The sequence below is a fragment of the Mesorhizobium sp. M0904 genome, from assembly GCF_040319475.1.
In the GTDB taxonomy this organism is placed as follows: Bacteria; Pseudomonadota; Alphaproteobacteria; order Rhizobiales; family Rhizobiaceae; genus Mesorhizobium.
Genome location: NZ_JAMYOC010000008.1, coordinates 37,883 through 52,698, shown reverse-complemented (window position 1 = coordinate 52,698; position 14,816 = coordinate 37,883). Strand labels below are relative to the sequence as shown.

The 14,816-nt window shown below is 61.8% G+C and carries 11 protein-coding genes; 5 read left to right on the top strand and 6 right to left on the bottom strand.

What is annotated here, in order from left to right; all coding sequences use genetic code 11:
- Positions 1 to 45: 45 nt before the first annotated feature.
- A complete protein-coding gene (locus NKH80_RS10570; RefSeq protein WP_352991442.1) occupies positions 46 to 1,467 on the bottom strand; it encodes a DEAD/DEAH box helicase in 1,422 nt (473 codons plus the stop codon).
- A 387-nt stretch (positions 1,468 to 1,854) separates the two neighbouring features.
- On the opposite strand from NKH80_RS10570, the gene NKH80_RS10565 reads away from it, so the two are divergent.
- The gene (locus tag NKH80_RS10565; RefSeq protein ID WP_352478807.1) at positions 1,855 to 3,387 is read left to right on the top strand and encodes an acyl-CoA carboxylase subunit beta; all 1,533 of its coding nucleotides are present in this window, start codon (positions 1,855 to 1,857) and stop codon (positions 3,385 to 3,387) included.
- Between the two features lie 7 nt (positions 3,388 to 3,394).
- Entirely contained in the window at positions 3,395 to 4,327 is a 933-nt protein-coding gene (locus tag NKH80_RS10560; RefSeq protein ID WP_352991440.1) for a M48 family metallopeptidase, read from the top strand.
- A gap of 181 nt (positions 4,328 to 4,508) precedes the next feature.
- On the opposite strand, the gene NKH80_RS10555 is transcribed toward NKH80_RS10560, so the two are convergent.
- Entirely contained in the window at positions 4,509 to 6,512 is a 2,004-nt protein-coding gene (locus tag NKH80_RS10555; protein WP_352991437.1) for a hypothetical protein, read from the bottom strand.
- A complete protein-coding gene (locus tag NKH80_RS10550; RefSeq protein ID WP_352704036.1) occupies positions 6,509 to 8,038 on the bottom strand; it encodes an NAD(P)H-hydrate dehydratase in 1,530 nt (509 codons plus the stop codon). The genes NKH80_RS10555 and NKH80_RS10550 overlap by 4 nt, the downstream gene beginning before the upstream one ends.
- A gap of 364 nt (positions 8,039 to 8,402) precedes the next feature.
- On the opposite strand from NKH80_RS10550, the gene NKH80_RS10545 reads away from it, so the two are divergent.
- Positions 8,403 to 8,741, top strand: a complete 339-nt coding sequence (locus tag NKH80_RS10545; protein WP_019857988.1) for a P-II family nitrogen regulator — start codon at positions 8,403 to 8,405, stop codon at positions 8,739 to 8,741.
- 53 nt (positions 8,742 to 8,794) lie between these two features.
- Positions 8,795 to 10,204 (top strand): type I glutamate--ammonia ligase, encoded by a 1,410-nt coding sequence (glnA, locus tag NKH80_RS10540; RefSeq protein ID WP_352704038.1) that lies wholly within the window; start codon positions 8,795 to 8,797, stop codon positions 10,202 to 10,204.
- Positions 10,205 to 10,325: 121 nt separating this feature from the next.
- Here the strand turns inward: glnA and NKH80_RS10535 are convergent, their stop codons facing one another.
- Positions 10,326 to 11,366, bottom strand: coding sequence for a glutamine synthetase beta-grasp domain-containing protein (locus tag NKH80_RS10535; RefSeq protein WP_352507441.1), 1,041 nt, complete (start codon positions 11,364 to 11,366; stop codon positions 10,326 to 10,328).
- Positions 11,367 to 11,685: 319 nt separating this feature from the next.
- Between NKH80_RS10535 and NKH80_RS10530 the strand changes: the two genes are divergently transcribed.
- Positions 11,686 to 11,880 carry a DUF2735 domain-containing protein gene (locus NKH80_RS10530; RefSeq protein ID WP_292660390.1) on the top strand — a complete coding sequence of 65 codons (195 nt, stop codon included), beginning with the start codon at positions 11,686 to 11,688 and terminating at the stop codon, positions 11,878 to 11,880.
- Positions 11,881 to 11,952: 72 nt separating this feature from the next.
- Here the strand turns inward: NKH80_RS10530 and NKH80_RS10525 are convergent, their stop codons facing one another.
- Both NKH80_RS10525 and NKH80_RS10520 read right to left on the bottom strand, forming a co-directional pair.
- Positions 11,953 to 13,839 (bottom strand): MFS transporter, encoded by a 1,887-nt coding sequence (locus tag NKH80_RS10525; protein ID WP_352991432.1) that lies wholly within the window; start codon positions 13,837 to 13,839, stop codon positions 11,953 to 11,955.
- 185 nt (positions 13,840 to 14,024) lie between these two features.
- Complete coding sequence (locus NKH80_RS10520) at positions 14,025 to 14,816, bottom strand: ATP12 family chaperone protein (protein WP_352991430.1); 792 nt, start codon at positions 14,814 to 14,816, stop codon at positions 14,025 to 14,027.

The window sequence follows — 14,816 nt, the reverse complement described above, 5'->3', positions numbered from 1 at the left end:
TCGTGAGTAACCAAGCCAGGCTTGGCCGGACGCAAAACGGTCAGGTTATGCCGCCCGCGCAGCCGGCCGCTTGGCGCCGAAGCGGCGCTTGTTGTTGCCCTTGAAGGGCTTGGCGCCTTCCGGCTTGCGGTCGCCCGCAAAGGCCGGCTTGTCGCCGCCGAAACGCTTCTTGGCGAAGCCGTTGTTGGCGCCGCCGGGACGCCTGCCGTCGCGACGGCCGTTGTGGTCGTTGCGATCGTTGGCCGGCTCGAAGCTGCGCTCGTTCTTCTCGGCCGGATTGCGCTGCGGATCGGGGCTGCCGAGATGATCGGCAACGATCGGCAGCTTGGTGCGGATGATATGCTCGACCTGGCGCAGCTTGGCGTTTTCCGAAGGGTCGCAAAGCGTGATGGCGATGCCATCCATGCCGTTACGGCCGGTGCGGCCGATGCGGTGGACATAGCTCTCCGCCTCGTCCGGCAGGTCGAAATTCACCACATGGCTAATGCCGGGCACATCGATGCCGCGTGCTGCAATGTCGGTCGCCACGAGAATTCGCACCGAGCCTTCGCGGAAATCGTTGAGCGCCTTCTGGCGGGCATTCTGCGACTTGTTGCCGTGGATAACGGCGGCCTTGAAGCCGTCGCGCTCGAGGTCCTTGGTCACCCTGTCGGCGCCATGCTTGGTGCGCGAAAAGATGATAACGGACTTCATCGCGTCATCGGCGAGCATCGTCGACAGCACCTGGCGCTTCTGCTTGGTGCGGGCAAAGACGACGCCCTGCACGATCTCCGCGGCCGCAGTGCTGTGGGGGGCGACTTCGACGCGGATCGGGTTCTTCAGCAAGCCTTTCGCCAGCTCGGCGATTTCGGCCGGCATGGTCGCCGAGAACAGCACCGTCTGACGGTCCGGCGCCGTCGCCCTGGCGATGCGCTTGACGTCGTTGATGAAGCCCATGTCGAGCATGCGGTCGCCTTCGTCGAGCACCAGCCATTTGGTGTCGGCAAGTACGAGATCGCCCTCACGCACCAGATCGGTCAGCCGGCCAGGCGTGGCGATCAGGATGTCGACGCCGGGTGCAACCTTCTTGACCTGGCTGAAGCGCGAGACGCCGCCAAGCACCAGCGCGGTCGAGACATGCGCGCCCTTGGCGAGAATCTTGATGGTGTCCTCGATCTGTACGGCGAGCTCGCGCGTCGGCGCCAGGATCAGCGCACGAGCCGTCTTCGGCCGGCGCTTGGTGCCAAGCGCGATGATCTTCGACAGGATCGGCAGCGCGAACGCCGCGGTCTTGCCCGAGCCGGTCTGGGCGATGCCGAAAATGTCGCGGCCTTCGAGCTGCGGCGGGATAGCCTGCGCCTGAATCGGCTTGGGATCGGTAAAGCCGGCGCCATGGGTGGCCTTGAGCAGTGCACCGCTAATTCCAAGTGCGGCGAAACCGGTCAGTTCCCAAGTGTTCTCACCGGTCAAAGTGTTTTCATTGGTCAAAATATTCTTCTTTCATGCGGCTTCTGGCCGCAAACATCGATGGCGGCAGGGCGCAACCTGCCGTCGAAAATTGTCATGAAACGACAAGGCGGGCGGACGTCATCGTCCACACGGCTGCGCTGTCGTGCCCGCAGGCTTCATGCCACGGGGCTTTTTCGCCACCTTGCCGATATGTCGGGAAGAGGGAAAACAGACGCAACCAGTCTCATTCGTCGAGAAGGCCGGAGTGTCCCGGCCCAAGCGCCTATGCCGCCGCATATGGCCCACTTCGCTTCGGAATGCAAGGGGTCGGATGCTGCAGCGCAGCAAAAGCCATGGCGAAGCGGCGCTTGCGCTCACTTGCTGCCACGATTACCACAATCCAGCTTTCCGTTTTGGGGACCGGTCATGAAGGACGTGCTGAAGGAACTCGAGCGGCGCCGCGAGATCGCCCGCATGGGCGGCGGCCGAGCCCGCATCGAGGCCCAGCACAAGAAGGGCAAGCTCACCGCCCGTGAGCGCATCGACGTCTTCCTCGACGAAGGCTCGTTCGAGGAATTCGACATGTTCGTCGAGCACCGCTCGACCGATTTCGGCATGGAGAAAACCAAGATCGCCGGTGATGGCGTCGTTACCGGCTGGGGCACCATCAATGGTCGCCCGGTCTATCTTTTCGCCAAGGATTTCACCGTGTTCGGCGGGTCGCTGTCCGAGGCGCATGCCGAAAAGGTGGTCAAGGTGCAGGAGATGGCATTGCGCAACCGCGCGCCGATCATCGGCATCTACGACGCCGGCGGCGCCCGCATCCAGGAAGGCGTGGCGGCGCTCGGCGGCTACGCCGAGATCTTCCAGCGCAATGTTTTGGCCTCCGGGGTCATCCCACAGATTTCGCTGATCATGGGCCCTTGCGCAGGCGGCGACGTCTATTCGCCGGCGATGACCGACTTCATCTTCATGGTCCGCGGCACCTCCTACATGTTCGTCACCGGGCCGGATGTGGTGAAGACCGTCACCAACGAGACAGTCACCGCCGAAAGCCTCGGCGGCGCTTCCGTCCACACGACGAAGTCCTCGATCGCCGACGGAGCCTACGACAATGACGTCGAGGCGCTGTTGCAGATGCGCCGGCTGGTCGATCTGCTGCCCGCCTCCAACACGGCGGAAATTCCCGAGATCGAATGCCACCAGTCGGTCACCGATCACGATCTGTCGCTCGACAGGCTGATCCCCGACAATGCCAACAAACCCTACGACATCAAGGAGTTGATCCTTAAAGTTGCCGACGAGGGTGACTTCTTCGAAATCCAGCAGAATTTTGCGAAAAACATCGTCACCGGCTTCGGCCGTGTCGAGGGCCGCACCGTCGGCTTCGTCGCCAACCAGCCGATGGTGCTGGCCGGCGTGCTCGATGCCGACGCCAGCCGCAAGGCGGCGCGCTTCGTACGCTTCTGCGACTGCTTCTCGATCCCGATCGTCACCTTCGTGGACGTTCCGGGCTTCCTGCCCGGCACCGCGCAGGAGTATGGCGGGCTGATCAAACATGGGGCCAAGCTTCTGTTCGCCTATGCCGAAGCGACCGTCCCAAAGATCACCGTCATCACCAGAAAGGCCTATGGCGGCGCCTATGACGTTATGGCGTCAAAGCATTTGCGCGGCGACATGAACTATGCTTGGCCAACGGCGCAGATTGCCGTCATGGGCGCCAGGGGCGCGGTCGAGATCATCTACCGCAAGGACATCGGCGATGCGGAGAAAATCGCTGCGCATACAAAGGCTTACGAGGATCGCTTCCTTTCGCCCTTCGTTGCCGCCGAGCGCGGCTATGTCGACGAGGTGATCATGCCGCATTCGACCCGCCGGCGCATCGCCCGCGCACTCAGGATGCTGCGCAACAAGGACATGCAGAACCCCTGGAAGAAACACGACAATATACCGCTGTGAGGCGCTGATGTCGCGCCTGATCCTCTACATGGGGACGCGCTTCGGCAGGTTTGCCGTCCTGCTTTTCGCTCTGCCGCTGTTCTGCCCAATAGTCTTATGGTTCTGGTTTCTCGACCGGCATCCGCTCGCCGTCATCGCGGCTGGCGTTGTTGCGATCCCAGCTGCGATGCTGGGCATGGTTCTGTTGATCGGGACATTGTTCGCCGGTTCTCGACCCAGCAAGGCGGAGGGGATCGCTCGGGAATCAGCCCCGAAATTATGGGCCATCTGGGAGAGTATTGCCGGAAAACACCGCGCCAGCCGGACTACCATCGTGCTGAGCCCCGATCTCAACGCCAGTATCGGTGAAGAGCGGCCGTTTCTGGGGCTGCTTGGCCGTGGGGCGATTCTCACCATCGGCCTTCCTCTGCTCGGAGTGACCGACCAAAAGGCTTTTGCCGCGATCTTGGTCCATGAGAACGCACATCTGAGAAACAAGGACACAAACGGCGGCCTCAACCTGGCCGAACTCGAAAAAAGCTTCGATCTAATCTTCGACTTCGCTCCTCCGGGAAAAACCGTTTCGGGCAGCCTGTTCTACTGGATGCTTGGTCCGCTGTCGCGCACGCTGGAGCGCGAAGAAATACGGTTGTCGCGGCGGGCGGAAATTGACGCGGATCGCCATGCAGCGATGTCCGGCGACGCATATGAAGCGGCCCGCGCCCTGCTACTGATCGGTGCTGCCAGTGCGTTTTTCGATGATCAGGTCTACAGTCCGATCCGGCGTGAACTCCTTGGCGCCATGACGCCGCCTCGTCCACCACTCGAAAGGATCCTCGCGGCGGCAGTTCACTTGTCGAGACTTCCCATCCTGCAGGAGTATGCGCAAAAAGCGTGGGACACGCCCGATAACGAAAGCGCGGACCATCCGCCCTGGTCCGACCGTCTGATTGCTCTTTGATTTAGCTCGGTTCCAAAGATAGAACCAATTCTGGTTTCCGCCTTGTCGAGCCTGCTGAGCGATACGATCGTCGCCGAACGCGTCCGGCATTTCGACGGTGAATGGACATCGAACATCGCCGACGACCTCGATCGATAGCTGTCCGCCTGGAGCTACGGCGGCCAATGTCAGAGTCGTCGGCCTATTCCGCTTCCGCCGCTCCGAACCCGGCTCCCATCGTCGCGCTGACAGCGCCCGACCACGGCGTGGCGTGATTGTCGATGCGCATCTGGAAGATGAAATAGGTCGGCGAGCAGAAGCCGATGCCTTTCACCTTGCCGATGCCCGGCGTATCGGGCGGCAGCGACTGGCACATGTAATCCTCGCGACAGAAATGGTCGGCCGAGCAAGCGGGACGATTACCGCGATTGACAGCGCCGCCCAGGCACTGGTCGAAATTATTGGTCGCCACGCAGGTGTCGAATTTTTTGCCGCCGACCAATCCGCAAATCTCGTTCGGCATCGGCTTGCCCGGTTTGAAGGCGGCAAAGCTGCGATCCCGATCGTCGCAGCCGCGATAGGCGATACCCGCCGGCACGCCGATCTTCGGCGGTCGGCAGGTGTAGCCGGTACGCGAAATGCCTGGCGCGAACGCCGCGAACTGGCCGGTGATGATATAGCGGTCATTGAAAGGTTGCGCCGGGTTGCTGGTGATCGAGCCGGTCAGGCACGGATGGCCGGAGAATATGTTTTCGCTGTCCTTGGGCAACAGACATTGCGCCAGCTTGGTGCGCACGCCGGACGCGGTCGCTAGCGGCGTGCAGACGGTGCCGCCGCCGCATTGCCAAGTCGCGCCGAAGCGGGCTGCATCTTCCGGCATGAAGCACGGCATCGCCATTTCGGCCGGCGAATAGGCAATTTCGCCGGCATCGTTCCATGTCGCCGGCGGCGCGAAGGACAGCGGGCGGAAGCGGTTCGGTTCCTTGCCCCCGGCAGTCGCGCGCAGCCAGGCGACGCGGCGCGGGACATCGGCGTGAAGATGCGGTGAGATACCGACCTCGATGCGGTTGAGCGGCGAGGTCGTCTTGTCATCCAGGCCGATAAAGTGGAACCCGGCGGTCGAACCCGCCTGATGGCAGCCTTGGCAGGCGCCATTGTCGAGCCGCTCGACCAATGCCTCTGGCGTGCGCACCAGCTTCCGCTTGGAATAATCAAGCCCGGCTAAATCCGCGGGCTGGAACAGTGGCGTGAACGGGTGGTTGGCCTGCCTTGCGCTGCCGAAAGTCGACCATGAGACTACCTTCTTTGCCAAGAATTTATCGGGGATTTGGTAGACGCCGGAGTCGATTGCCGCGACATTGGTGCGGACATAGTCGGCAAGTCTTGCTTTCAGCGCAGCATCGTCGGCGAGACGTGCCGTGTCGGGCGTGTTTTCCAGCGGCTTTTCACTGACAGCCCCGCTGTCGATGCCGAAAATGCGCATGAGATAGGCGGCCTGTCCGCCGAATTCGGTCTCCTGGCCGGAGGGGAAGCGGACCACTTGCGCATTGAGCTCGAGCTGCTTGAAGGTGAGCGCCGCTCTTTCCAGCGGCCCGCCGAGCAGCCAGCCGGCATCGACGCTCTCGTCGAGTTGTGGTGCCCAGCGTCCGGCGACGCCGACACAACCGCCATCGGCATCCGGCGCGACATTGTAGATGGCACTGAAATTGAACGGCAGGCGCGAGGCCAAAACCTTGCCGTTCTTCTTGAAGCTGTAGGCGAGGCGATAGATAAAGCGCACTTCGCCGCAACTCGTGTCGCCTTGCAGCGCGGCGAAGTCGCGCCGATCGAGCCGGTTGACTATGCCGACGAGACGGAAGCGCGCGGCATCGGTCCTCAGCCAGCGCATGTCCATGACACGGCCGACATTGCCGTCGGTCACCTCGTAAAGCGGCCGGCCGCCGGCCTTCATCTCGGCCCGCAATGCTGCGACGTCGCTTGCAATCGTTTCGACGATCGCATGATAGGCCGGCGCCTTGTCGTAGAGAGTCTTCAAATCGCCCTTGCCATCGACGCCGAAAATGCCAGCGAAACCATAGCCCTTGCTGTCAAGCTCGGCGAGAACAGCCGGGTCGTCGACGATGGTTAGCGGAGTTTCGGCGTTCGCGGCCTGTACCATGGACATGGCACTAATGATCGCAAGGAGCAGCGCAATCAGGCGGTTCATTCGGCAGCCATCCCGCGGCTTTCAACGAGCTCGCGCAGCACCGCCACCAGCGCCAGCGGCAGGTCCTCGGCGATCAGCCCCGGTCCGAAACGGGTGCCGGTCTCGGCATGGATCCAGACTGCCGCACAGGCCGCTTCGAAGGCTGGCATGCCCTGAGCCAGCAACCCGGCGATGATGCCCGACAGCACATCGCCCGAACCGGCGGTAGCCAGCCATGAGGCACCATTGCTGTTGATCGCTGCCCGGCCATTGGGGGCCGCGATCACTGTGTCGGCGCCCTTGTAAACGAGGATAGCACTGGCACGCTTAGCGGCGGCGCGGGCTTTGGCGAGCTTGGACAAATCGTGGTGCCCGGCGACATCGGGAAAAAGCTTGGCGAACTCGCCCTCATGCGGCGTCATCACCAGAGCCGGCGTTTTCGGTCGACGGGCGGCTTCGAACAGGGCATCCGGCGTGTCGCGAAACGAGGTGATGCCGTCGGCGTCGAGCACCAGCCCGTCGATCCCGCTGCCCTGCCCATGGGCGTTGCCAAGTACGACCAGGGCAAAATCGCGCGTTTTCTCCCCGATGCCAAATCCCGGGCCAAGCACGAAGGCCGATGGGCGGCGGCTGCCGACGAATTCGTCCACATCCGCGATAGTGTCTATCTTGTGCAGCATGACCGAGGTCAGATGCGCCGCGTTCACCTGCATGGCGTTCGCCGGCGACAGCAAGGTGACGGCCCCTGCCCCGCTCCGGGCCGCGGCAAGCGCCGACAGCCGCGCAGCACCCGTCGCCGACGGTCCGCCGGAAAAGACGCCAACATGGCCGCGCTTGTACTTATGGGCGTCGACGGCCGGAACCGGAAAGCGGTCAAGCCAGAGCGCCCGAATGTTCTCGAATGTTCGCGGTTGAAGCTGCGCAACGATGCTGTTGTCTATGCCGATATCGGCGAGCTCGATGTCGCCGCACAGCTCGCGCCCCGGCAACAGCAGATGGCCTGGCTTCTTTCGCGCGAAGGTCACCGTGGTCCGGGCCCGGAAGGCCTTTCCTAACACATTGCCGCTCTCGCCTGAAACGCCCGACGGCAGGTCGACCGCCACAACCGGCAAGTTCAATTCGGCCGCAATGTCGATCACCTTGGCGGCGTCGCCGGACAGCGGCTTGGACAGCCCCGCCCCATAGAGCGCGTCAACCACGACGGAGCCCACCTCGGCAACGAAATCCGACAGCGGCCGAGCTTCAACCGGGCATTCCGAGGCAGCGAGTGCCGCATCACGGCCGCCTTTGGGCGATCCGGACGCCCACACAGAGACATCGACGGCGCTCTCCCGAAGGATGCGGGCCACGACATAGCCGTCGCCGCCATTGTTACCGGGGCCGCAAAGCACGTGGACGCGTGTCGCCGCCGGGTAGCGCTTGAGCACTACGGCGGCAACCGCGGCGCCGGCATTGCGCATCAGGCCAATACCGTCGAATGGACCGGCGGCAATCGCCAGCCGGTCGGCCTCGGCCATTTCGGAGGGAGACAAAAGTTCGTTGCTCATGGAATATCAGGCGACATGCACATCATTTCCCCAAGCATTGTCCAGTTTTTGATCCGACGCAAACAACGAAGGTCCCCAAGCAAATTTGGCGGCGCACCTCGTTCGGGACGACGGCGCGCAGCTGCTCATGAAATATCCGATCTGCCCAATTTTTGTGCGGACGGCAGGACCGGCGGTGTGTACGCTCGCGGCGTTCATGGCACATCCGACGCAGCGAATGATGCGAATGTACATTCCTGCGCGGCATGGTATCCAAATCATGTGAGGCTGCTCGGCGCCCCATCAATTGGCACAGTTCGTGCTTGATTGAGGCGCAAGCGGGGCTCACAACCCGTCTTTTTTGGCAGTGGAGGCCACTTTTTACATGAAAAAGATCGAAGCGATCATCAAGCCGTTCAAGCTAGACGAAGTGAAGGAAGCGCTTCAGGAGGCCGGGCTGCAAGGCATCACCGTGACCGAAGCCAAGGGCTTTGGCCGCCAGAAGGGCCACACCGAGCTTTATCGCGGCGCCGAATATGTCGTCGACTTCCTGCCAAAGGTGAAAATCGAGGTCGTGCTCGGCGACGATGCGGTCGAAGCCGCGATCGAAGCTATCCGCAAGGCGGCCCAGACCGGCCGTATCGGCGACGGCAAGATCTTCGTCTCGAACATCGAGGAAGTGGTGCGCATCCGCACCGGCGAAACCGGCATGGACGCCGTCTGAATTTTCCCGTTAAAAGGCCACGTTCAAACGTCATCACATAGGGAAGCAGGGACATGACGACAGCCAAAGACATCATGAAGCAGATCAAAGACAACGACGTGAAGTTCGTTGATCTGCGCTTCACCGATCCGAAGGGCAAACTGCAGCACGTAACGATGGATGTCGTCGAGGTCGAGGAAGACATGTTTGCCGATGGCGTCATGTTCGACGGTTCCTCGATCGCCGGCTGGAAGGCGATCAACGAGTCCGACATGGTGCTGATGCCCGATGCGGATACGGTGCATATGGACCCGTTCTTCGCCCAGTCGACCATGGTCATCCTGTGCGACATTCTCGATCCGATCTCGGGAGAATCCTACAACCGCGACCCCCGCGGCACCGCCAAGAAGGCCGAGGCCTACATGATGGCCGAGGGCATCGGCGACCAGATCTTCGTCGGTCCTGAAGCCGAGTTCTTCGTGTTCGACGACGTCAAGTACAAGGCCGATCCTTACAACACCGGCTTCAGGCTGGATTCCACCGAACTGCCGTCCAATGACGACACCGACTATGAGACCGGCAACCTCGGTCACCGGCCGCGCATCAAGGGCGGCTATTTCCCGGTGCCGCCGATCGATTCGGCACAGGACATGCGCTCGGAAATGCTCACCGTGCTCGCCGAAATGGGCGTGCGCGTTGAAAAGCACCATCACGAAGTGGCCGCCGCGCAGCACGAGCTCGGCATCAAGTTCGACACGCTGGTCCGCAACGCCGACAAGATGCTGATCTACAAATATGTCGTGCACCAGGTCGCCAACGCCTATGGGAAGACGGCCACTTTCATGCCGAAGCCGGTGTTCGGCGACAATGGCTCGGGCATGCATGTCCACCAGTCAATCTGGAAGGAAGGCAAGCCGACTTTCGCCGGCAACGAATATGCCGGCCTGTCCGAGAGCTGCCTGTTCTACATCGGTGGCATCATCAAGCATGCGAAGGCGATCAACGCCTTCACCAACCCGCTGACCAATTCCTACAAGCGCCTGGTGCCGGGCTATGAAGCGCCGGTGCTGCTCGCCTATTCGGCACGCAACCGCTCGGCCTCGTGCCGCATTCCGTTCGGCTCGTCGCCGAAATCCAAGCGCGTCGAGGTCCGCTTCCCCGATCCTGGTGCCAACCCCTATCTCGCGTTTGCCGCCATGCTGATGGCCGGCCTCGACGGCATCAAGAACAAGATCCACCCGGGACAGCCGATGGACAAGGATCTCTACGACCTGCCGCCGAAGGAATTGAAGAAGATCCCGACCGTCTGCGGGTCGCTGCGCGAAGCCCTGCAGAGCCTCGACAAGGACCGCGGCTTCCTGAAGGCCGGCGGCGTCTTCGACGACGACCAGATCGACAGTTATATCGAGCTCAAGATGGCCGAGGTGATGCGCTTCGAAATGACGCCGCATCCGGTCGAATACGATATGTATTATTCGGTGTGACCCCGAACCTCATAGTCACGTAGAAAAACCCCGGCGGAGACACGCCGGGGTTTTTTGATGCAATGGGATGGGAAAGAAAGTCACGGCGCAGACACCCGAGGTCCGCGCCGTGAACGCATTCTCAAGCCGCCGCCGAAACCTCGGCGCTGGTCGGGACGGAGGCGATCGTCTTCAATATCTGCGAAGCGATCTGGTAGGGGTCGCCCTGCGAGTTCGGACGGCGATCCTCGAGATAGCCCTTGTAGCCGTTGTTGATAAAGGAATGCGGCACGCGGATCGAAGCGCCGCGGTCGGCGATGCCGTAGCTGAACCTGTTCCAGGGCGCGGTCTCGTGCTTGCCGGTCAAACGCTTGTCGTTGTCCGGCCCATAGACGGCGATGTGGTCCATCAGGTTTTTGTCGAAGGCTGCCATCAGCGCCTCGAAATAGCCCTTGCCGCCGACTTCGCGCATATAGGCGGTCGAGAAGTTGGCATGCATGCCGGAGCCGTTCCAATCGGTGTCGCCGAGCGGCTTGCAGTGGTATTCGATGTCGATGCCGTACTTCTCGGTCAGGCGCTGCAACAAATAGCGCGCCATCCACATCTGGTCGGCGGCCTTCTTGGAGCCCTTGCCAAAGATCTGGAATTCCCACTGGCCTTTGGCCACCTCGGCGTTGATGCCTTCATGATTGATGCCGGCGGCAAGGCAAAGGTCGAGATGCTCCTCGACGATCTGCCTGGCGACGGAGCCGACATTGCTGTAGCCGACGCCAGTGTAGTACGGGCCTTGCGGCGCCGGATAGCCACTCTCGGGGAAGCCGAGCGGACGGCCGTCCTTATAGAAGAAATATTCCTGCTCGAAGCCGAACCAGGCGCCCTCGTCGTCGAGAATGGTGGCGCGTTTGTTGGACGCGTGCGGCGTTACGCCGTCCGGCATCATGACTTCGCACATGACGAGCGCGCCGTTGGTGCGGGCGGGATCCGGATAAATGGCGACCGGCTTCAAAACGCAGTCGGAGCTGTGGCCCTCGGCCTGCATGGTCGAAGAACCGTCGAAGCCCCACAGCGGAAGCTGGTCGAGCGTCGGAAACTCGGCGTAGTCCTTGACCTGCGTTTTTCCGCGGAGGTTGGGAACCGGGGTGTATCCATCGAGCCAAATGTACTCGAGCTTGTATTTCGTCATTCTAGCCTCTCGTTGCTTGATCACCGAACCCTGGATGGCGCCGGGGCGAGCCGGCCTATCCAGCAGCCGACCTGCCGGACTAGTAAAATGCAATTCGTGTGCCATTCTCGCCGGCGACGGATGCGGCAAAAGTGGGGTTGTATCCACCCAAAATCGCTGGTCCGCCGTCATGCTGCGCTCGGATCATCCACAAGCACATTTTGCACAAATAATATGCAAGTACTGATCTTTTCGTAATCATGTTGCCTAATTCGATTGCTGAACCTATGTTGGGCAAAGGTTGAATCGGCAAGGTTCTGTCGAAGAAAGGAAACCGACAATGGAAATCACTTCCACTCGTCAGTCGGCCAAAATCCTGATGTTCCCGGTGGCAGCGCGCGCCTCTGCCTCAAATTTAAGCGGAAAGGCTAAGTTCGCGGCAGAACTTGCTTCTTTGCGCAACCGAACGGATTTCGGAAGTGCCTGGTATCATGAGGCAGCGATCGAGGAAGCGAAACAGGATCGGAAGAGCTAAGCCCTGCACTCGATAAATTGAAAAAGCCCGGCGCGATCGCTCGCGCCGGGCTTTGCTATGGACCGGTACAGGCTACTGCTTGGTGTGCAGGTCCGTTCCGAGCGTGTCCCTGATGAAGATCATGCCGATGATCAGCGACATCGCCGCGATCACCACGGGATACCAGAGACCGTAATAGATATCGCCCTTGTAGGCGCTGAGCGCGAACACCGTCGCCGGCAGCAGCCCGCCGAACCAGCCATTGCCGATGTGATAGGGCAGCGACATGCCGGTGTAACGGATGCGGGTCGGGAACATCTCGACCAGGATCGCGGCGATCGGCCCGTAGACCATCGTGACGAAGACCACGAGGATGAACAGGATGGCGATCGTCATCGGCCAGTTGACCGCTGCAGGGTCGGCAAACATGGCGAAGGGACCGCCGCCGGGTACGGTATAGACGGTAACCTCCGGGGCTCCCGCAGCCTCGTCGGCAGTCAGCAGCTTGTCCTTGATCGCCTGGTCAGTCGGAACGGTTGCCTTGTCGCCGGCGCGGATTGCCGCGGCATCGAGCTTCAGCTCAGGATTGGCCGCAATAAAGGCCTCGAGCTTCTGGTCCGGCACCTTGGCGGCTGCCCGCGTCAGCGGGTAGCCGCCATCCCGAAGTGCCGTGTAGACCGCCTTGGCGAAAGCGGCATCCTTGGCCTTGGCCTGATCGCCGGCGGCCGTGGCGTCATAAGACTCAACCGTCTCGTTGCCGATTTTGACCGACGCGGCTGTACCGGGCGCCGCAGTCGATACCACGTCGTACGGCACCGAGTTCTTGGTCAGGAACGAGGTGGCGATATCGCATGAGGTCGTGAACTTTGCAGTGCCCACCGGGTTGAACTGGAACTTGCAGTCTCCCGGTGCCGCGGTCACCGTCGCGCGTGTGTTCTGCTGCGCGGTGGCGAGCGCCGGATTGGCTGCCCAGGTCAGCGCCTTGAACAACGGGAAGGTGCAGACGATCGCCAGCGCAAGGCCGGCCATGATGATCGGCTTGCGGCCGATCTTGTCGGAGAGCCAGCCGAACACGACGAAAAAGATGGAGCCGACCGCTAGCGCGATTGCGATCATGATGTTGACCGACTGCGCGTCGACCTTGAGCACGTTGGTTAGGAAGAACAGCGCGTAGAACTGGCCATTGTACCAGACTACGGCCTGACCGGCGGTAAGGCCGAGTAGCGCCAGCAGCGCGATTTTTGCGTTCTTCCACTGGCCGAAGGCTTCCGTCAATGGTGCCTTGGAGCCTTTGCCTTCGTCCTTCATGCGCTGGAAGGTCGGCGATTCGGAGAGCGACAGCCGGATCCAGAGCGAGATGCCGAGCAGCAGGAAGGAGACCAGGAAAGGAACGCGCCAACCCCAGGCGGCATAAGTTTCCTTGCTCATCGACGCCTGCACGATCAGGATGACGATCAGCGACAGGAACAGACCGAGCGTCGCCGTCGTCTGGATCCATGACGTGTAGTAGCCGCGGCGGTCGTCGGGCGCATGTTCGGCGACATAGGTCGCGGCGCCGCCATATTCGCCACCGAGCGCCAGGCCCTGCAGCATGCGCAGGATGATCAGGATCACCGGCGCGGCGATGCCCCAGCTCGCATATCCGGGCAGAAGGCCGACCAGGAAGGTCGACAGGCCCATGATCGTCATGGTGACGAGGAAGGTATATTTACGGCCGACGAGATCACCGATGCGGCCGAACAGCAGGGCGCCAAACGGGCGCACCAGGAAACCGGCCGCGAAGGCGAGCAGGGCGAAGATGTTGCGTGTCGCTTCCGGCGCCGACGAGAAGAAGGTGGCGCCGATGAAGGCGGCCAGCGAGCCGTAGAGATAAAAATCGTACCATTCGAAAACGGTGCCGAGCGAAGAAGCGAAGATGACCTTCTTCTCCTCGCGTGTCATGCCGCGGCTTGTTTTGCCGGCGGTCGATGCCATTGCCATGAGCGTATCCTCCCGTGTGATTCCGTCAGCCCTCGATGCTGCGCGTCATCGTCCGCGTTTCCTCGCAACGCAGACTCAGTGCAGCCACCGGTGCAAAAAATGACAGAAAGCAGTGCCCAGAGGCAGACCGCCTTTGGGATTATGACTTTGGTCTAATGTGCAGTGCGAAATAGCGGGCGGTGCCGTCAGCCTTTGAGAGCTTCGAGCAGCTTGACTGCGGCCATCATGTCGCGCTTGCGGGCAGCACGGCGCGCGAGCGCCTCTGCGTCATGGCCCCATTGCTCGGCCTGCCAGTCCTCGTCGACATGACCGGCAGCCCAGGCCGCCTCGCCGTCGAGCTCGCCGAAGTCGACGGCGAGCGCCAGCAGCGCCGATCCGGTCAGCGAGGTCATGACGTGGATGGCGGCAAGGCGCAGCGGATCGGCACGTTGGGCAAGATGCTGGCCGAGCAGCGCGATACTCTCGCGCGGCTGTTCGACATGGATCACGCCTTCGGCGAGATGGAACCGGGCGCCGAGTGCGCTGCGCACCCAGTCGATGACCGGGTCCCAATGCTCGTTCTGCCGGTCGACTAGTCCTTGGGGCGCATCGGCGCGGTAGCAGAGCAGATCGGATGAGGCGAAGCGCAGTATGTCCTCCAGCACCGCCTGGGGATCACTGGCGACGCCATCGATTGCCGTATTGACCAGACGCATCACCGGCATCGTCACCGGGTCGATGGTCTCCTCCTGTGCGGCGAATTCCTCGGCGACGAGAGCAGCCGCCGTTTCGGTTGGCAGCGCCAGCAGCGCCTTGGCCGGCGTGCGGACGGGCTTGCCATCGAGATGGACGGCAAAACCGTCTTCGACCGGTGCTACCGCGACAGACTTGTAGAAGCGCTTCGGCAGTTGCGTCTTCATCTGGATCTGGGCGCGACGCACCGGGTCCGGATCGGAGAGCTGCTTTCCAGCTTCGAGGTCGTTCAATATGTCGCGCAT

Excerpts from the sequence above, each read along its gene's own strand:
- NKH80_RS10530 (WP_292660390.1), top strand. The coding sequence starts at position 11,686 with ATGGAAATCACTTCCACTCGTCAGTCGGCCAAAATCCTGATGTTCCCG.
- NKH80_RS10565 (WP_352478807.1), top strand. The coding sequence starts at position 1,855 with ATGAAGGACGTGCTGAAGGAACTCGAGCGGCGCCGCGAGATCGCCCGC.
- NKH80_RS10545 (WP_019857988.1), top strand. The coding sequence starts at position 8,403 with ATGAAAAAGATCGAAGCGATCATCAAGCCGTTCAAGCTAGACGAAGTG.
- NKH80_RS10555 (WP_352991437.1), bottom strand. The coding sequence starts at position 6,512 with ATGAACCGCCTGATTGCGCTGCTCCTTGCGATCATTAGTGCCATGTCC.
- NKH80_RS10550 (WP_352704036.1), bottom strand. The coding sequence starts at position 8,038 with ATGAGCAACGAACTTTTGTCTCCCTCCGAAATGGCCGAGGCCGACCGG.
- NKH80_RS10520 (WP_352991430.1), bottom strand. The coding sequence starts at position 14,816 with ATGCGCGACATATTGAACGACCTCGAAGCTGGAAAGCAGCTCTCCGAT.
- NKH80_RS10535 (WP_352507441.1), bottom strand. The coding sequence starts at position 11,366 with ATGACGAAATACAAGCTCGAGTACATTTGGCTCGATGGATACACCCCG.
- glnA (WP_352704038.1), top strand. The coding sequence starts at position 8,795 with ATGACGACAGCCAAAGACATCATGAAGCAGATCAAAGACAACGACGTG.
- NKH80_RS10560 (WP_352991440.1), top strand. The coding sequence starts at position 3,395 with ATGTCGCGCCTGATCCTCTACATGGGGACGCGCTTCGGCAGGTTTGCC.
- NKH80_RS10525 (WP_352991432.1), bottom strand. The coding sequence starts at position 13,839 with ATGGCAATGGCATCGACCGCCGGCAAAACAAGCCGCGGCATGACACGC.